Origin of the sequence: Allobacillus sp. SKP2-8 (genome assembly GCF_007559355.1) — a bacterium.
Taxonomy (GTDB): Bacteria; Bacillota; Bacilli; order Bacillales; family Alkalibacillaceae; genus Allobacillus; species Allobacillus halotolerans.
Genome location: NZ_VMHF01000013.1, coordinates 15234 through 33731, shown reverse-complemented (window position 1 = coordinate 33731; position 18498 = coordinate 15234). Strand labels below are relative to the sequence as shown.

The 18498-nt window shown below is 43.8% G+C and carries 19 protein-coding genes; 13 read left to right on the top strand and 6 right to left on the bottom strand.

Features of this window, described 5'->3' with window-relative positions; genetic code table 11:
• Window positions 1-2: 2 nt before the first annotated feature.
• The 3 genes from FPQ10_RS09975 to FPQ10_RS09965 all read left to right on the top strand — a co-directional run bounded on the left by FPQ10_RS09975 (window position 3) and on the right by FPQ10_RS09965 (window position 2582).
• Complete coding sequence (locus tag FPQ10_RS09975; RefSeq protein WP_144163370.1) at window positions 3-317, top strand: hypothetical protein; 315 nt, start codon at window positions 3-5, stop codon at window positions 315-317.
• 267 nt (window positions 318-584) lie between these two features.
• The gene (locus tag FPQ10_RS09970; RefSeq protein WP_144163369.1) at window positions 585-1070 is read left to right on the top strand and encodes a competence protein ComK; all 486 of its coding nucleotides are present in this window, start codon (window positions 585-587) and stop codon (window positions 1068-1070) included.
• A 678-nt stretch (window positions 1071-1748) separates the two neighbouring features.
• A complete protein-coding gene (locus FPQ10_RS09965; RefSeq protein WP_186278644.1) occupies window positions 1749-2582 on the top strand; it encodes a TetR/AcrR family transcriptional regulator in 834 nt (277 codons plus the stop codon).
• 107 nt (window positions 2583-2689) lie between these two features.
• Here the strand turns inward: FPQ10_RS09965 and FPQ10_RS09960 are convergent, their stop codons facing one another.
• On the bottom strand, window positions 2690-2986 hold the full coding sequence (locus FPQ10_RS09960; RefSeq protein ID WP_144163367.1) for a hypothetical protein: 297 nt from the start codon (window positions 2984-2986) through the stop codon (window positions 2690-2692).
• Between the two features lie 74 nt (window positions 2987-3060).
• Here FPQ10_RS09960 and FPQ10_RS09955 point away from each other — a divergent pair, with 74 nt between their 5' ends.
• Together FPQ10_RS09955 and FPQ10_RS09950 are read left to right on the top strand one after the other, a co-directional pair.
• Window positions 3061-3951 (top strand): efflux RND transporter periplasmic adaptor subunit, encoded by an 891-nt coding sequence (locus FPQ10_RS09955; RefSeq protein ID WP_144163366.1) that lies wholly within the window; start codon window positions 3061-3063, stop codon window positions 3949-3951.
• A gap of 63 nt (window positions 3952-4014) precedes the next feature.
• Window positions 4015-7101, top strand: coding sequence for an efflux RND transporter permease subunit (locus tag FPQ10_RS09950; RefSeq protein WP_144163365.1), 3087 nt, complete (start codon window positions 4015-4017; stop codon window positions 7099-7101).
• 366 nt (window positions 7102-7467) lie between these two features.
• On the opposite strand, the gene FPQ10_RS09945 is transcribed toward FPQ10_RS09950, so the two are convergent.
• Complete coding sequence (locus tag FPQ10_RS09945; protein WP_144163364.1) at window positions 7468-7728, bottom strand: hypothetical protein; 261 nt, start codon at window positions 7726-7728, stop codon at window positions 7468-7470.
• Between the two features lie 184 nt (window positions 7729-7912).
• On the opposite strand from FPQ10_RS09945, the gene FPQ10_RS13115 reads away from it, so the two are divergent.
• The 5 genes from FPQ10_RS13115 to FPQ10_RS09925 all read left to right on the top strand — a co-directional run bounded on the left by FPQ10_RS13115 (window position 7913) and on the right by FPQ10_RS09925 (window position 11612).
• On the top strand, window positions 7913-8074 hold the full coding sequence (locus FPQ10_RS13115) for a hypothetical protein (protein ID WP_186278643.1): 162 nt from the start codon (window positions 7913-7915) through the stop codon (window positions 8072-8074).
• An 18-nt stretch (window positions 8075-8092) separates the two neighbouring features.
• A complete protein-coding gene (locus FPQ10_RS09940) occupies window positions 8093-8554 on the top strand; it encodes a cytochrome c oxidase subunit II (RefSeq protein WP_186278642.1) in 462 nt (153 codons plus the stop codon).
• A 16-nt stretch (window positions 8555-8570) separates the two neighbouring features.
• Window positions 8571-10244 carry a cbb3-type cytochrome c oxidase subunit I gene (locus FPQ10_RS09935; protein WP_144163362.1) on the top strand — a complete coding sequence of 558 codons (1674 nt, stop codon included), beginning with the start codon at window positions 8571-8573 and terminating at the stop codon, window positions 10242-10244.
• A gap of 187 nt (window positions 10245-10431) precedes the next feature.
• Window positions 10432-11055: an SCO family protein gene (locus FPQ10_RS09930; protein WP_144163361.1), complete on the top strand. Its 624-nt coding sequence runs from the start codon at window positions 10432-10434 to the stop codon at window positions 11053-11055.
• A 2-nt stretch (window positions 11056-11057) separates the two neighbouring features.
• Window positions 11058-11612: a hypothetical protein gene (locus tag FPQ10_RS09925; RefSeq protein WP_144163360.1), complete on the top strand. Its 555-nt coding sequence runs from the start codon at window positions 11058-11060 to the stop codon at window positions 11610-11612.
• Window positions 11613-11818: 206 nt separating this feature from the next.
• On the opposite strand, the gene FPQ10_RS13520 is transcribed toward FPQ10_RS09925, so the two are convergent.
• A complete protein-coding gene (locus FPQ10_RS13520; protein ID WP_370512039.1) occupies window positions 11819-12112 on the bottom strand; it encodes a hypothetical protein in 294 nt (97 codons plus the stop codon).
• Window positions 12113-12272: 160 nt separating this feature from the next.
• Here FPQ10_RS13520 and FPQ10_RS09915 point away from each other — a divergent pair, with 160 nt between their 5' ends.
• Window positions 12273-12737: a chemotaxis protein CheX gene (locus tag FPQ10_RS09915; protein WP_144163358.1), complete on the top strand. Its 465-nt coding sequence runs from the start codon at window positions 12273-12275 to the stop codon at window positions 12735-12737.
• A 24-nt stretch (window positions 12738-12761) separates the two neighbouring features.
• Window positions 12762-14753 (top strand): methyl-accepting chemotaxis protein, encoded by a 1992-nt coding sequence (locus tag FPQ10_RS09910; protein ID WP_144163357.1) that lies wholly within the window; start codon window positions 12762-12764, stop codon window positions 14751-14753.
• A gap of 43 nt (window positions 14754-14796) precedes the next feature.
• On the opposite strand, the gene FPQ10_RS09905 is transcribed toward FPQ10_RS09910, so the two are convergent.
• Window positions 14797-16020 (bottom strand): SH3 domain-containing protein, encoded by a 1224-nt coding sequence (locus FPQ10_RS09905; RefSeq protein ID WP_144163356.1) that lies wholly within the window; start codon window positions 16018-16020, stop codon window positions 14797-14799.
• A 279-nt stretch (window positions 16021-16299) separates the two neighbouring features.
• Between FPQ10_RS09905 and FPQ10_RS09900 the strand changes: the two genes are divergently transcribed.
• Entirely contained in the window at window positions 16300-17043 is a 744-nt protein-coding gene (locus tag FPQ10_RS09900) for a glycerophosphodiester phosphodiesterase (protein ID WP_144163355.1), read from the top strand.
• A 22-nt stretch (window positions 17044-17065) separates the two neighbouring features.
• Here the strand turns inward: FPQ10_RS09900 and FPQ10_RS09895 are convergent, their stop codons facing one another.
• Window positions 17066-18037, bottom strand: coding sequence for an LCP family protein (locus tag FPQ10_RS09895; RefSeq protein ID WP_144163354.1), 972 nt, complete (start codon window positions 18035-18037; stop codon window positions 17066-17068).
• Window positions 18038-18214: 177 nt separating this feature from the next.
• Window positions 18215-18478 carry a DUF3006 domain-containing protein gene (locus FPQ10_RS09890; protein ID WP_144163353.1) on the bottom strand — a complete coding sequence of 88 codons (264 nt, stop codon included), beginning with the start codon at window positions 18476-18478 and terminating at the stop codon, window positions 18215-18217.
• Between the last annotated feature and the right edge of the window lie 20 nt (window positions 18479-18498).

The window sequence follows — 18498 nt, the reverse complement described above, 5'->3', positions numbered from 1 at the left end:
TAATGAAATCATCACTCATGAAGTCGTTGCTTGCTCTTTTCTTAGTGGTGGGTGCACTTGCCGGGTGTGCTGACGCTGAAGATGAGGAACCAACGAATCAGGAACAAGATAATATGGAAGAGCAAGAAAACGGTGATCAAGGTATGAACGGCGATCAAGGCGATAATGGTGACCAAGAAATGAACGGTGACCAAGGAAATAATGGTGGTGGCCAAGGCGAAAACGGTGACCAAGGTATGAATGGTGATCAAGGCAGCGAAGAGGAACCAATGCAAGATGAATTGGATCAAGAGCAAGACAAAAACCAAGAAAACTAAACAAATGAATGGCTGGCCTTCGATAAATTCTGAGGTCAGTCATTTTTTGTTTAGAATGCTCCAACTATAGACAATCACTCGACAAACCACCTCCTCCCTAGTTAATATCCAACAAATTTACAGAACAATGAGCAAAATGTTCTAAATAAGAACAAATATTTGTCAAAATAAATTGAAAATTATTGTAAGTTCACCTATATTTAAAAGGAGTAATTTGCTTCTTCACCTAAATTTAGTTAAAAACATAGAAAGGAATGTGAAGAGAAAGTGACTAGTCGATCCATCCAAAAGATCCAGCATTACACAATTAACGCTAAAACGCTGATGATTTGCCCTGATGTCGACCCACACCAATGCTTAATTTATGAAGGAGAAGACCTTTACTTATGCGAATCGACATCATTCGATATCGTCGATCAATCATGCATGAGTAGGGGCACAACATTAGACGGAAGAAGGCAAGCCGTCAAATCCATCTTAGAAAATAAACATAAACCGCCCATTCCCATCGATACAGAAAAGGGACTTATTTTTATGCCGACAAAAATCATGCGGGATATCGAATGTGCATGGATTTCATACAACCACTTACATACTGTCAATGCACATCCAGATGACCCGTCAATATCCAATATTACATTCGCCAACGGAATCACATATGAAGCACTCGTCAGTAAGAAACAACTGACGAAGCAAATCGTAATGGCTGGTCACGTATTTGGTCATTTCAAGAAAGGCAGTTTCTTAGGATAAAATGTGAGCACTCCTATTCGACGGTAGGCATGATTTTTTGCTCGCTACGGTCGAATAGAGCTGTTCTATTGAACGGAAGCATCGTGATTTTGTTTGCTACGGTCGAATAGAGCTGTTCTATTGAACGGAAGCGTCGTGATTTTGTTTGCTACGGTCGAATAGAGCTGTTCTATTGAACGGAAGTGTTGGGATTTTGCTTGCTACGGTCGAATAGAGCTGTTCTATTCAACGGAAGGGCTGGGATTTTTCTCGCTACGGTCGAATAGAGCTGTTCTATTGAACGAAAGCGTTGGGATTTTGCTTGCTACGGTCGAATAGAGCGGTCCTATTGAATGGAAGCGTCGTGATTTTGCTTGCTACGGTCGAATAGAGCGGTCCTATTGAACGGAAGGGTTGGATTTTTTCTCGCTACGGTCGAATAGAGTGCTCCTAATCACCGGAAGAGCCAAATTTTTCCACGCTATCGTTGCATAGAGCGCTCCTATTGAAGCGAAGACATGAATTTTCACTCGCTATCCGCGATTAGAGAGGAGAAGATAATAAGACATCAAAAAGCTAGGCGATCAGCCTAGTTTTTTTCATGGAGTGTAACAATATTTTCACTTGCCATATAGCATCTAATTCTGTATCGTAGTGACTATGACTGACTGGTCATTCTAGTTATTGGAGATGACAGAATTGAAGGATAAAAAAACCGAGATTATCGAAGCAAGCATTGAGCTATTTGCCAAAAAAGGCTTCCATACCACGTCGGTGCAGGAAATCGTCAATAAAGCTAACGTGGCAAAAGGCTCGTTCTATACGTATTTTCAATCGAAAAATGAGCTGATTTTTTCAATTTATACGTATTATTCTAGTTTGACGCAAAACAAAATGGATCAAGTAAAAGAGCGATTCGACGATCCAAGAGAAGCGTTCAAAAAGCAACTTGAAATTTTCTTTGAGTTATTGAAGTCGAATAAATCATTGATTGTGATGCTCATGCAAGGGCAAATTTCGATTGATAAAGATATCGAGTCTCTCATTCAACAATCGAAACAAAGAAATTTTAAGTGGGCAAAAGAAAATCTTGCAGCCATTTACGGTGAAGACTTTCAGCCATATCTGAACGATGCCGCAATTTTGTTGAATGGAATCGTTAACGGGTATGCAAGTTGGCTCGTCGGTGATAATGCTGATTTTGAAACCGACCGACTTGCGGCATTTACTGTCAAACGATTGGATGACGTTTGCTACGGCATGCAGCAACAAAATGAAGAACCGATGATACAAGAATTGCCCGATTATTTACAGGAAAGATCCCTGATTGCGCAAGAGATTGAATGGAAGTTATCCAATGAAGTCGAATCGAATGAAACAACTGAAAAAGCAATTGAGGCGATACAAGTGTTGCAAGAGGAGTTCCAAAAAGAACAAACTCAATCAGTCGTCATTCAATCGATGCTTCAATTAGTCGAAGAAGTGGAAAGTACACGGACAGAAGTGAACCGCCTCAGGAGATTGATTGGATGATCTCATAAAAACGGATTCGTAAACATAAAATGTCAACTTGGGCTGAGCGGCAGACCTCGAATCAAAAGCATTTCCCAGAAGGCGTGCTGGCTGTTCAATGAAACTGTCTAACTGTTAAAAGCGCGCCGCGACCGTTCAAAGATAGCATCTAACTGTTCAAAAGCGCGCCGCGACCGTTCAAAGTTAGCGTGTAACTGTTCAAAAACATGGCGTGATTGTTCAGAGCCAGCGTCTAACCGTTCAAAATTAGCATCTAACTGTTCAAAAGCGCGCCGCGAACGTTCAAAGTCAGCACCTAACCGTTCAAAAGCACGGCGTGCCCGTTCAAAGTTAGCATCTAACTGTTCAAAAACGCGCCGCAACCGTTCAAACCGAGCATCCAACCGCTCAAATAAAACGCACAAGCCCACCGGAAAACACCGAAAGGGCATATCACCAAACATAATAAAAAATAATGAGGGAGTAAGGAGTGAACATCATGTTCAAACGTATTTTCATGACATTGATTCTCATGACCGCGCTAGTTTTAGCCGCATGTAGTGATGATTCAAATGAAGACGAAAACAATGAAGAAGAAGCAGCCGATATTCCAGTGGAAGTCGCGAAGACTGCTGAGAAAGATTTCACGAAAGAACACACATACATTGCACGAACAACGCCAAGTGATCAAATGCCAGTGATTCCGCAAGGTGCTGGTGAAGTGACGGAACTGCATGTGGAAGCAGGTGAATCCGTTGAGGAGGGTGACGTCTTAGCGAAAATCAAGTCACCTCAATATGGAACGATTGAACTGGAAAGCCCGATGGATGGCCAAGTTCAAAACTTGAACATGAAAGAAGACCGTCCAGTTTCAACGGAAGACCCAGCAGCGGTGATTATCGCGGAAGACTCTGTTTTGCTGAATTTCTCAGTTACCGCAAGTGACCGGGAATTTATCGCGAAAGATGATGAAATCGACTATAGCATGTCTGCCGTTGACGATGAAGGAAAAGCGACAGTCAACAATGTGGCTGCAACAGCAGGAGAAAATGGTCTATTTGCCGTGGAAGCGGAAATCGACATTACAGAGAAAGACAATTTTCCGATTGGCACAACCGCTCAAGTTCAATTAGAGGAAATGGTCCAAAAAAATGCACTCGTTGTTCCGACCAATGCGGTCATTAATCAAGGGGAAGGCCAGCTCCTCTTTAAAGTCGTCGACAATAAAGCTGTCGCTGTCGACATTGAAGTCATTTCGATGCAATCAGAAGAAACAGCCGTCAAACCTGTCAATGAAGGCGATCTGTCTGCAGGAGATCAAGTCGTGATCACAGGACAAACAGCCATTTCTGACGGCGAAGCGGTACAGATTGTCGGGGAGGACGAATAAATGTCTTGCCAACCAGCTATTACAGAAAGAAATAAACACGTAACTCAAAAGGGGGGCGTCTAAATGAAAAAACTCATCGAAACGTCGATTAAACGCCCAGTCGGCGTCATCATGATTATTTTGGCGATTATCGCACTCGGTTTTATTTCATTCAGAAATTTATCCGTTGATTTATTTCCGGAAATTGATTTGCCGATTGCAGTTGTTGCGACATCCTATGATGGTGCCGCGCCACAGGAAGTCGAAGAGCTTGTCACAAAGCCGATCGAATCGTCGGTCAGTACAATAGAAGGAATCGAGCAAGTCCAGGCACAATCACAGCCAGGGAGCTCCCTTGTGATGATGATGTTTTCCATGGATACAAATCTCGATAATGCCTTACTGAACGTACGAGAATCCGTCGATCAAGTGAGTGGATTTCTCCCAGAATCAGCAAATTCACCGAGTGTCCTCCGATTTGATCCAGCGCAAATGCCTGTGATGTGGATCGGACTGACGGGTTCTGATAAAGCAGAATTGCAACGCATAGCCGAAAATGATATCCAGCCATTGTTCGAGCGTCAAGCGGGCGTAGGTTCCGTGCAAATTGAAGGTGGAGAGACGGAAGAAATCCAAGTCCAACTCGACCAACAAAAACTCACGCAATATGGCATGAACTCACAACAGGTCATGCAAGCAGTCCAAAGCGCAAACCAGTCGATGTCCGCCGGTGTGATTGAGCGCGGGGACCAGGAGCTTCAACTACGGATTCCTGGGGACTATGAATCGATCGATCAAATTCGTGAAACGCGAATTCAAACACCGCAGCAAACGTTTATCCGCTTGGATGACATAGCGACCGTTGAACGAGCAACATTGGAGTCCAGCGGGCTATCGATGGTGAACGGGGAAGAAGCGGTTGTCTTAAGCATTTTAAAACAAACCGATGCCAACACGGTCTCTGTTTCCGATGAAATCCAATCTGCGATTAAAAAAGCAGAGAAAGATCTACCGGAAGGCATTCAAGCACAAACCGTTTTCGATAACGCAGAATTTATCCGGATGTCGATCAGTTCTGTTATCCAAAACTTATTGCTGGGAGCGGTTTTTGCGATATTGATTTTACTCTTATTCTTGAAAAGCTTCCGTGCGACACTCGTTATCGGTTTATCGATTCCGATTGCAGTCATTTCAACGTTCACATTAATGTACTTTACCGGTGAAACCGTGAACATCCTGACGATGGGTGGACTCGCACTCGGAATTGGAATGATGGTCGACTCGGCGATCGTCATACTCGAACATATCGTCACCTACCGAGAACGCGGTTATTCAATGAAAGAAGCGGCCCGACTCGGTGCATCGGAAATCGCCCCAGCGGTGATCGCGTCAACAACGACAACATTGGTCGTTTTCTTACCGATCATTTTCGTCGAGGGCATTGCATCTGAAATATTTGCGCCACTCGCATTAACCGTAGCCTTTGCGTTGATTGCGTCCTTGATCGCATCGATTACATTAATTCCGATGCTATCATCGAAGCTATTGACAAAAGCGATGCAAGACAGTGGCAGACGCTATTGGTTCGACCGGTTCTTGGATAAAGTCGTTGCCATTTATCAAAAAATGTTGCGAAGCGTTTTACGTTTCCGAAAAACATCAATATTAGGAACACTCGCCATTATTGTCGCGACATTGTTCCTCATTCCGCAGCTCGGCGCAGCATTTATCCCGGAAGCGGACCAAGGGCAAATTGAAATTTCTGTAGAAACACCAACCGGAACGACACTCAGTGCAACACGCGAAGTCGTTGATCAGGTCAACGAAGTCATTGCCAAAGATTCCGATCTCGTGGAATCCAACTATTTGTCCGTCGGTTCCGGAGGCCAAGGCGGCCCGATGGGTGGAGGCTCCAACACAGGAAGCTATATGATCCAACTCATTCCAAGCGGCGAGCGAGACGTAACGACTGAAGAAGTCATGAAACGCTGGAATGACCAAGTGGAAGATATTCCTGGTGGAGAAGTCAATGTCGCTGTCATGGGAGCCGGAATCAGTGCAGGCAATCCAATTCAAATTCAAATGACCGGACCTGACTTTGACACCTTAAAACGACTAGCGGATGAAACCGTTGCTGAAATCTCCGAAGTCGAAGGTGTGCATAACGCAGGGACTTCTGCGGATGAAGGTCGCCCTGAAATGCAAATCAACATCGACCGGAATAAAGCTGCCGAACTAGGTATGACCTATGACCAAGTGATGGGCCAAGTAAGCATGCAGCTCAACGGCCGCGTCGCAACTCAATTCCGGACAGAAGGACAAGAGCTCGATGTTCGCGTCATGACACCGGAAGAACAGCGGTCAACGATTGAAGATGTTGAAAACTTATTGATCCAAACACCGACTGGCGCCATGGTCAGCTTGGCATCCATCGCAAGCATCGACCAAGAGATTGGCCCAGCCAGCTTGACGAGACAAAACCAACAGCGAACCATCACGGTCTCCAGTGAAATTTTAGACCGAGATCTCGCAAGCGTAACGGCAGATGTAGAAAGTAAACTCGCTAGTATGCACTTGCCGGAAGGGTATGATTATTCAATTGGAGGGGAAGCGGAAGACATGGCAGAAGCCTTTGGCGACCTAGCCCTAGCACTCGTCTTCTCGATTTTCCTAGTCTATGCCGTCATGGCCGTCCAATTTGAAAACTTCCTGCATCCATTCGTCATCATGTTCGCATTGCCGACAACAGTCGTCGGTGTCATCCTAGGCTTGTTTGTGACTGGCTTACCGTTCAGCATCCCAGCCTTCATCGGGGTCATCATGCTCGCCGGTATCGTCGTCAACAACGCCATCGTGCTCGTCGACTACATCAATATTTTACGTGAAAAAGGTCAAGAGCGATTCAGCGCAATTATGGACGCAGGCGCAAGTCGTCTCAGACCAATCCTGATGACATCACTGACAACAATTCTCGGAATGATCCCACTCTCCCTCGGACTCGGGGAAGGTGGAGAAGCACAGCAACCGCTCGCCGTCGTCATTATCTTCGGCCTGCTCGTATCGATGTTCTTTACACTGCTGCTCATTCCGCTCGTCTATACGTTCTTTGATGATCTATCACGAAAATTCACACACCGTAAAAAGAAACGAAAAAAAGAAGTAGAAGCATAATTTAGGAGAAACACCCAGCCGGATGGCTGGGTGTTTTTTATGTGGATCATTTTTGCTGAGGCAAAAATGTACTTTTTGATCGACTTCGTACGGAAACGGCTGCCGTGTGGCCAGCCGCTGAATAAAATCGTGCAGCCGTCGAATTCCTTTGTCTAGCCATCGAAAAAGCGCTTGAAGCCGTCGAATTCCTTTGTCGAGCCGTCGAAAAAGCGTGCCCAGCCATCGAATTCTCCGACGAAGCCATCGAAAACATGCTCCAAGCCATCGAATTCCACGGGGAAGCCATCGAAAAAATTGCGAAGCCGCTAATGAATGCTCTTTGAAAGATTAAGTAGACCATTTTTGCCGCGGCAAAAATGCACCTTTTTAGGTTTTTGAGGTTTTGCATGAGATTTTGCGATTGAACGATGGCGATTTAATTGCTAACCACCCGATGCAGCGTTCGAGCCACCCGGCAAACGCGTGTAACCGCTCGATAATCGCGCGTAACCGCTCGACAAGCGTGCAGAACCGCTCGACGAACGCACGGAACCGCTCAACAAACGCGTGTAACCGCTCGACGAACGTGTGTAACCGCTCGACAAACGCGTGTAACCACTCGACAAGCGCGCGGAACCGCCCGATCAAGCACTCCACCCACCCGACAAACGCGCCCAGCCACCCAACAAAGCACTCGCAACCACCCGCCCCCACAGTCACACTTCTGTCACAAACAAACTAAATTCATCTCTAAAACGTGATATGGGTCACAGGATGAAACCGGTTTCGCAATTACAATAAAGGTACCAAATCGATAAGGAGGGCTCACACAATGAAAGATCAAAAGGTTACAAAAATCGAGGATGCTAAAGAAATGGAAGAAGTACATGATGAAAGAGGCGCATTCTGGTCGTCCATAATCTTTGTAGGTGGGTTTATCTTCGCTCTATACGTTGTTTATTACTTGCTTTATATGATAAGAGTTGGCATTTAATCAGAGGAGGGAAAAATCATGCTCAAACATGAAAAAATATGGCTCACAGTCAGTAGTGTAATGATAATAGGTTTTATGATTGCAACCGGAATACAAACCTTTGCATTCGGCATGGGACCACCAAGTGAAACGGAAAGAATCGATCCACAAAAGGTCGATGAACATGAAGTATTCTCCGAACCTGGTGTTTATGAAGTAGGCGAAAATAAATACGAAGTCGTCATGACACTAGAAATTTTCAGCTTTAACCCAGGAGATATTGAAATTCCAGCAGGTTCCGAAGTGACGTTTAAAATGACATCGAAAGACGTGACCCACGGATTCCAAATCGCTGGAACGAACGTCAACGCGATGGTCATGCCAGGGTACATTCAAACCATCACTCAAACGTTTGATGAACCAGGCGAGTACTTGATTCTATGTAATGAATATTGTGGATCTGGTCACCAACTAATGGCAACGACCATCACAGTGGTTTAAAAGGAGGGGAGATCAAATGGCTTTAGCGCAAAAAATACAAGAGAAAACACAAAAAGCGTTGGGTGCACACCCAGCGGACGCGAAAATCTCGAAATCTTACTTTTCCATATCATTTATCGCATTATTGGTCGGTGGGGTCCTCGGCTTGCTACAAGGACTCAACCGGGCAGGATTGCTAGAACTACCAACTTGGCTCAATTACTACCAAGTCTTAACCGGACACGGACTGTTTCTTGTACTCGTATTTACATCATTCTTCGTCGTCGGTTATTTTTACGCAGCACTCTCCCATAACTTGGGCGGCTTACAACCGAAAGTACGCAAAATGGTCTGGAGCGCATTTTGGTTAAAAATCATTGGTGCCGTAACAGCTGTCATTCCAATCATTCAAGGGGAAGCAAGTGTCATGTACACCTTCTACCCACCAATGGCAGCATCACCTGTATTCTATATCGGACTTGTCCTCTTCGTTGTCGGGATCTGGATGGCCGCATTCGGCGCATTCATCCAAGTGGCGAATTGGAGAAAAGCAAACAAAGGGCAGCACTTACCGATTCTTTCTTACTTCGCTACAGGGGTATTCGTTCTACTATTCTTCTCAAGTCTCTTCGTAGCAATTGAAGTATTCATGATTCTTCCATGGTCACTTGGCTGGGTGGATACGATCAACGTCATGCTTTCCCGGACATTATTCTGGGCATTCGGCCACACGCTTGTGAACATTTGGTACCTGACGGCCGTATCGGCTTGGTACACAATTATTCCAAAAGTACTGGGCACACGCCGTTTCAGCGACACATTGACAAGAGTCGTCGTCATGTTACTTGTTATCTTGAACATCCCAGGTGGATTCCACCACCAAATCGTAGACCCAGGGATCACCGAATCTGTTAAATACCTACACGTATTTATGAGTCTAGCAATCGGATTCCCATCACTGATGACAGCCTTCGCGATGTTTTCCATCTTTGAAAGAAGTGGACGCGAAAAAGGCGCCAAAGGACTCTTCGGTTTCTTTAAAAAATTACCTTGGGGCGATGTTCGCTTCCTCGCACCGATGATTGCGATGATTTCATTCATCCCAGCAGGAGCAGGTGGAATCGTTCAAACAACGAACCAATTGAACCAAGTCGTACACAACTCCCTATGGGTAGTCGGACACTTCCACTTAACCCTAGGAATGACCGTTGCATTGACATTCTTCGGAGTCAGCTACTGGCTCGTCCCATATGTCTCTGGACGCGTACTGACAAAACGAATGAACAAACTCGGTGTCATCCAAACTTGGATATGGACCATCGGCATGACCTTAATGTCTGTCGCCATGCACCTTGTCGGATTACTTGGATCACCAAGAAGAACATCTTACTCAAACTACTTTGGAAACGAAACAGCATTAGGCTGGGACCCATACTTGATTTTCCTAGCTGTCGGTGGAACACTCTTGATTATCGCCGTCGTCCTGCAAGTGTATAACATGTTCCACTTAATGTTCCGTGCACCAAAAGGCGAATCCGAATTCATGGTTGAACCGGAAGCCGTTGGCGGAAACAAAACACCATTCTGGACAGAACGCTGGAGTCGCATCATCGTCCTAATGTTGATTGTCATCGCCATGGGATATGTCATCCCACTGACAGACTTTATCTTTAACGCACCACCAGGATCACCGCCATTTAAAACATGGTAAATTCGAAGGATCAGTACCGCTAAAATCGTGGTTTATTGATCTGGGGGAGATCAATGAAACAATAAATCAAACATCCATCCAAAAAAGTTTTCCCTAAAAAAAGAGGCCGACTCCCCCCTTAATGAGCGGTCTTTTTTTGCTAATTTACTTCTCGACCAAAAAAGGTTGTAGACAGGAAGTGAACAAAATGAATCCATTGAAAATTTCCATCGCAGTCGTTTTACTATTCAGCTTTGGATTGTTTTTCATCGGCACGGACGGCTTCCAAGCATTCACCGCAGAAACCGCCCGGACCAATGACTTAATCGAAACACAACCCGAATTTCCGGAAGTCACATTAGAAGACAGCCATGAACGCACCTATTCGTTTTCCGAATTTGAAGGCAAGCACGTGTTCATTACGTTTATGTACACCGATTGTACCAGCGTTTGCCCGCAACTTGAGATGAATATGTACAACGTCTATAAACAACTTCCCGAAGAAGCAATCGAGGAAGATATCGTCTTCTTAAGCATTAGTTTCGACCCGGAAAATGACGACCCGGAAACATTGTCGACATACCGCGGTTATTTTGAAAGTGACGGAGAAACGTGGCGCATGGCGAGAATTCCGGATCAAAATGAACTCGACCGTCTACTCGAAGAATTCGGTGTCATTGTCATACCAGATGATAACGGTCACTACACCCATAACTCCGCCTTTTATTTAGTGAACCGCGAAGGCAACTTAACTGATGTCATGGATTATACGGAAATCGATGAAGCGGCCGATAAAGTGAATGCCATTCTAGCCAACGAGAAGGGGGTATAAGCATGCAACCAATCATCGGGCTAATTATGTTTTTATTTCTTATGCTTCCTCCTGTCGCCAATTTGCTAGAATCAATTATGATTTTTCATATGCATATGCAAATGCCCTTGATCACCATATCCGGCTTCTTGATCGCACCGTTCTTCATAGAAAAATTTCCGAAGTTTTTCGCCAAATGGAATGAGCACGGCATCCCGGGAATCATCCTATTTACACTCGTCATGACCTATTGGTCGATTCCACGGGCAATGGATGACGCACTGACGATGAATTCCGTCGAACTATTTAAATTCATCAGCCTCGCATTTTTGGCAGGTGTCCCACTCCGCGCCAGTTGGACGAAACTAACCGACTTTTGGAAAAACGCTGTATTCGTCTTTTTCACCCTACAATACGGTCTAATGGGACTCATATACTTGATGTCTGACAGCCAACTTTGCAACAACTACTTGCAAAGCGAACAAATCACCCTCGGTTGGGGCTTCCTGACCGTCGCGGTTGCGCTATTAATCTATTTAATTCAACTAGTGATCATCGACCCATCTGACTATGAATAAAACTGTACTCCTGGTGAGGGAGTGCAGTTTTTTTGGTTTGCCCGGAACGGAGTTTAAAGAATTAAATCGAACATTTTTGCCGAGGGAAAAATGCACACTTTATGTTCATAAGATTTTGCGATTGAACGTTGGTGACTTGGTTGCTGGCCACCCACCGAAAGCGCATAGCCGTTTGCCCTTTTGATCGAGCCGCTGAAAAACTGCATTCAGCCGCTCAACAAGCACGCGTAACCGCTCGACAAGCGTGCAGAACCGCTCGACAAGCGCGTGTAACCGCTCGACAAGCGCACGTAACCGCTCGACAAACGAGCGGAACCGCTCGACAAGCGCGCGGAGCCGCTCGACGAGTGTGCCAAACCGCTCAACAAACGCGCCAAACCGCTCAACAAACGCGCGGAACCGCTCGACAAGCGCGCGGAACCGCTCGACAAGCGCGTGTAACCGCTCGACAAGCGCGTGTAACCGCTCGACAAACGCGCGAAACCGCTCGACAAACGCATGAACCCCCCGACATCAGCCACCAACACTGCGGAATTTGTCGAAATCTCAACATTATCCAACAAAACCATCAACAAATCAACAAATCATCCGATATAAATAACGTTGCCATTAATCGAGGGCGTAGAGAAAGAAACTACATAAAAATTGAGAGGGTACCTTATGACGACAACTTATGAAAACAGCAGCAAAAACATAACTACACTGCTGAACGGAACGATTCAATCGATTCAGCAAACGATCCCGATTCCCGTTCAAATGGGAAAGCCAAGCGCGGACACAAAGGAACTACATACACAATTCGGCGTGTTAATCGGCATTACCGGCCATGTAAAGGGTCAATTATTATTTTCCGGTGACCATACCGCTTTTGGTGTCATCGGCAAATCCATGTTCGGCATGGAACTTAGCGGAGAAATGCTGAACTCATTTTGCGGAGAGTTCGGCAATATGATCGCTGGTAGACTCGCAACGATCGTCAGTGAGCAAAGTGTTTCCATTGATATCACTTCACCGACACTTATTGAAGGAGATATGCGCATGACCGGCTTCAAACGATCGCTCTCAATCCCATTCACCATCGAATCAACCTATGAACTCACCATCTATTTACTACTCGACCAATAATCATAGACAGAAAGGAAATCCAACATGAAGAAAAAACAAACGAAACAAAAACGATTCAAGCGATTCAAAGACTGGAGCATTCGAACAAAACTACTATCTACCTTTTTAATTATCTTGATTGTTCCTTCATTATTGATTGGAATTGTTTCCTACGATGCCGCTAAAGAAGAAATTTCCGACCAAGTGATGAATGCTGCATCGACAAACATTCAAGTGATTGACGATGAAATCAACCAATTAATTAACCAGAAAGCTGAAACACTCAACTATTTAGCGACAGTCATTAACCGGTTCACTTATAACAAACCAGATCAGATGGATGATATGTTATCACAATATTTTTTGACGAATAGCGATACAGCATCCGTTTATGTCGGAACGGATGCAGGGGAGATGTATTCCCAGCCAACGATGAACGATTCGAGCTACGACCCAACTGAACGCAACTGGTACAAAAAAGCGATGGAGTCAGCTGGAGAAGTCATCGTCACAGCACCTTACCAAGATGCTGATACGGAGGAAATGGTCGTGACGGTCGCTCAGTCGACGAATGACCAATCCGGCGTTGTCGGCATCGATGTGGAATTAGAAGAGCTCGAAACTTTAGCAAGTACGATGGAAATCGGAGAAGAAGGTTATGTCATTTTAATCGATCAAAATAACCGCTATTTATCTCACCCAACAGAAGAAACGGGTACACCAATCACAGAACCATGGAAAGACACAATTGCATCTACAGAGAACGGCCACGAAAGTTATATGCATGATGGCGATTCAAAAGAAATGATGTTTGCTACGAGTGAAAAAACGGGATGGAAAATTGTCGGCACGATGTATACATCGGAATATGATGAAGCGGCAAGCGGTATTTGGAAAACAACCCTTGTTGTTATGGGCATTGCAATTGCCATTAGTATCGCCGTTATCTTGTTTGTCACGAGACAAATGACCGTGCCACTGAAAAATTTGACTGGAAATGTTCATTCAATGAGTCAAGGTGACTTAACCGTTGATGTAGAAGCCCAATCCAATGATGAAATTGGGCAGCTCTCAACCGGCGTCAAAGACATGCAACAAAACTTGAAAACACTGATCGGCCAAGTCCAACACGCCTCCGAAAATTTAACTGGACAAAGTGAAGAAATGACCCAGTCCGCTGGAGAAGTAAAAGAAGGCTCCGAGCAAATCGCAGCAACCATGGAAGAACTCGCATCAGGTGGCGAAACACAAGCGAGCAGTGCCGGGAACCTCTCGACATCGATGGAATCATTTACGGAACGCATGCGTGATGCCAACGAAAACAGTAAAGAGGCATATGAATCATCCGAGCACGTATTGGAAATGACAACCAATGGCGCAGACTTGATGAAACAATCCGTCACCCAAATGGAAAACATCGACAAAGTCGTTCAAACAGCAGTTGAAAAAATGGGCGGACTAAACGACCAAACCGAGCAAATCTCTGAACTCGTCGCTGTCATTCAAGATATTGCGGATCAAACCAACCTATTGGCATTGAACGCAGCGATTGAAGCGGCACGAGCTGGTGAACACGGAAAAGGCTTTGCCGTTGTTGCAGATGAAGTCCGTAAACTTGCTGAACAAGTCGGCTCATCCGTTACAAGCATCACAGGTATCGTCAACAACGTTCAAAAGGAATCAACAAACGTCGCCGAATCACTTAGACGCGGCTATACAGAAGTCGAAAAAGGCCGCAAACAAATCGAGCAAACTGGCGAAACGTTTGAACAAATCGAAACATCGATCCAAGAAATGACCAGACGCATTCAAAACGTGTCCGATAACATTAGAACGATGAACTCGAACACCGACGACATGAATGCATCCATTCAAGAAATAGCCGCTGTCTCCGAGGAATCCGCAGCAGGCATTGAACAAACAGCAGCTTCAGCCCAGCAGTCTTCAAGCTCAATGGAAGAAATTTCACGAGCATCTGAAGAACTAGCGAAACTCAGTGAAGAACTGACGGAGCAGGTGCAGCGGTTTAAGGTGTAACCAATAGAGAAGTACAGGCCCAATTGGGTACCTGTGCTTCTATTTAATATCTACTTAGATCTTGCATTGGCGTCTGAACGATGATCGGATTTTTAGCTGGATCAATCCACTGCATCATCGAAACGACATGACTTTCCGATGTCGCAATACAGCCTAACGTATAGCTATTTCCAACGTGGAAAAATATCGCACTACCTTCGTAAGGAACTTGATTCGTGTTGTAATTAATGACAAAGCCATTCGTATACAATCGGTGATTCATATTTTCAGCGCTAGTCCACTGATCCTGCGTCGCACTTTTCGATTGCCATGTATTATACAGCGGAGACTCCGGATCATCCACCCATACATCATCGCTTGTAATTGCTTTATACGGAAGCTTTGTTCCTGGATTACCCTTCTGTCCAAAGGCCGTTCCTAAACTATACTTCCCTGTCGGTGTTTTTCCGTCACCTTCTTTTTTATTACCCGCAAAACCATTCTTGCCGATATAGCCATTGACCTTCATCAAAGACTTCCAATTCCCATCTCCACCTCGCTCAAACGTTTCAATCGTTGCCCGGTTCGTGCTATAGCCATTCGAAGTAACCAAAATTAATTGGTCATTATTGTCGATAGTAGATAACTGATCCGCCAACGTATTATTCGTTGGTTTTTGTTTAGATTCAGTTTTCTCATCTGTTTGATTTTCTTCATTATTCTCTTTCTTAGATGATTGCTTTTTCTCTTTCTTTGGCTTTTCGGCAGTCATTTTAGGCTTTGTTTCAGCTAAATAATTACTTGAAACCCACCCGGACTGCTCACCAAATTGGATTTTGCTCCACGAACCTTGCTCACCAAGCACCATAACTTCTTGACCGATTTTTACGTTATTAATGGCAGAGTGATTTGTCCCCGCACCACTACGAACATTCAACGCATTCGCAGTCACAAAACGTTTCACAGGACTCGCAAACTCTTTATAGGGCGTTTTTTGAGTTGTTTCCTCTTTGGGCGATTCATCGTTGGTCGTCTCAGCGACGGTCTGAATGGTCTCAATTTCGGATTCTTCATCTTTCGTGGCGACTAGATCTTCCATTTCCGATTGAACCATGATGCTCTTTTTATTCTCAGGATGCATATGTATTCCAACTATTTCATCGGCTTTCGTGACCTGCGCCTCGCTTTTCGAATTCGCTCCTTGTGTTACTGTCAAAACAGTAAGTATTACTAAGGCAGACAAGGTAACTAAAGTAATTAGAAGTGATTTTTTAATCGATGTTTTCAAGAAATTCCTCTCCCTTTCTTATATAAGATAGAAAATGTATCTATGTTAAAAATAGTTGTCTAGTTCTATATTACCATAACTATTTTTGTCGAATTGGGAATGATAGAGAGCCTCTTTTGAATAAAAATATGCTTATCTACAAATTAGCTTTTGAAGATAACTAATAACCAAACAAGTATCTTTATTGTCATTCCGTGTGCGATTCAGTAAGATAAAAACAGAGCATTACATAAATCAGACATACAGAAAGCCATAATCTAATCTGAAAAGGAGACACATATGACACAAAAAAATTGCTTAGTCATTGCCCATCGGGGTGCTTCAAAATATAAACCGGAAAATACACTTCAAGCATACGACCTCGCTTTGAAAATCGGTATCGACTACATAGAACTGGACGTTCAACTAACAAAGGATCAAGTGCCAGTTATTTACCATGATAGTGACCTTTCGAAAAAAACGGACATCAAGGGTAGCATTCAAGATTATACGTACGAGGAAATTAAAAATTTGGATGTAGGGAAATGGTTCGGTGAAGAGTACAGAGGAACGAAATTGCTTCACTTTGAAACCGTGCTTCGACTTTACGGAAACCAATTTAACTACTTCTTGGAAATTAAAAATCCCACTGAAGGAATCGAGCAACTCATTTTTGACTTATTTGAGAAGTACCAAATTGATACCTCGAATCATCGTGTGGTTATTCAATCGTTTGATCAGGATTGCTTATTGAAAGTAAGAGAGATGGATCCGAATATCCCAATCAATCAGTTGATTTTAAAAAAGGTCGAAGAAGAAATGCCATATAGCTTAGCTGAGATCAGTAAGTATGCGGAAGGTCTTGGAATTAATCAATCTAACGTTGATAAGCAATTGTTACGTGAGGCGAATGAGCTCGGGTTGAAAATTTATCCATATACAGTGAACGATCCTGAAAGAATGAAACGATTTATGGACATGGGAGTAACGGGAATTATAAGTGATTGTCCTGATATAGTAAAAAGCCTAAACCTTAATTCATAAGGTTTAGGCTTTTTCTGTATCATTATTCAGCCAAAAACTCTTGCAATGCTTGTCGGTTCGCTTCAAAATCTAATTCCAATACTAGACCTGCATGACTATAACGACCATTTCGATACGTGCCGTCAGCTGGGATCCGAAACGATTCAATTTCTCCTGGTTTATTCGTAATAAACTCATAACCTAAGGACAAGATTTTCTTTGTTTCCATATTTGTATTCACAAAAGGTTCCAAAGTTCCAACAGCACGAGGTAAATTCATAATGCCTGTGAATGACATCGCTTCATCTTTTAAAGTGGACAACACTTTTTGTTGACGTCGAACTCGACCGAAGTCATTTTCATTATCGCTACGGAAACGAACATAATGAAGAAGTTGCTCACCGTTTAACTTCTGCTGACCGGGTTGGAGATCGATATTCAAACCGGCTTTTTTATCTGTGTACTGCATTCGTTTTTCGACATCGATTTCTACGCCATCAGGAGAGATCGTATCGACAATTCTCGTGAAACCTTCAAAATCGACAATCGCATAATACTGGGCATCCATCCCAAAATTATGAGAGATGGTTTTCCGTACAAGTTCTGGTCCACCTCGAGAAAAGGAAGCATTTATTTTATTGAAACCCATCCCAGGAATTTCAACATAGGAATCACGCATAAAAGAGATCAGCTTTACTTTTTCACGATCGACATCATATTGAGCCATCATAATCGTGTCCGTACGGGGATTTCCATATTCATCAGAATCCGCGCCAAGTAATAACACGTTCGTTACGCCTTCAGCTTCCTCGACCCCTTCGAAACTTTCCATATATTCTTGATTTAGCTCAGTGTCTTGTGTGCCAGCTTTTTCAGCTTCTCTTTTTCCATCCCAATATTCATAAAATACATAGCCAGCAATCAAAATTAAAACAGCTAATAGAATCAGTATGATTTTACGCCGACGTGACTTTTTTCTATGTTTTCGTCGCTCTGAACGTTGTTGAGTATCCATGTTATTCCTCTTTTCAATCTATGTTTCAAATCAATAGATTCTTTCAGTCATTCTACAAAAAAATAGCCTATTGTGAAGGGGAAAAGACCCATACACAATAGGATCTATATTAAAAAGAGTATACCAAAAATAGAGCGAAATGAAAAGTGGCTACTAAACGATTATATGGCAAAGCATTTACTTTTTTTTGAAGGAACTGTTTGAGTTCTTCTTTAACTGTTCTAACCGATTTTCTAAAGAAGTTTTCTTTTCGCTGTTTGAATCAATCAATTGAACTTCAGAGACTTCACCATTATCAATCGTTACTTCCACCTGATCACCCGTATGAATCGAATCAGGTAAACGGTTCGCAGGCAAAAGAAAATCCTTTTTATCATCTTCTACTAAAATAACTGCCTGTCCATCTTCAATCCGGTCGAGTACTCCTTCATATTTACTCATTCGATGACCTCCTTAGCTGT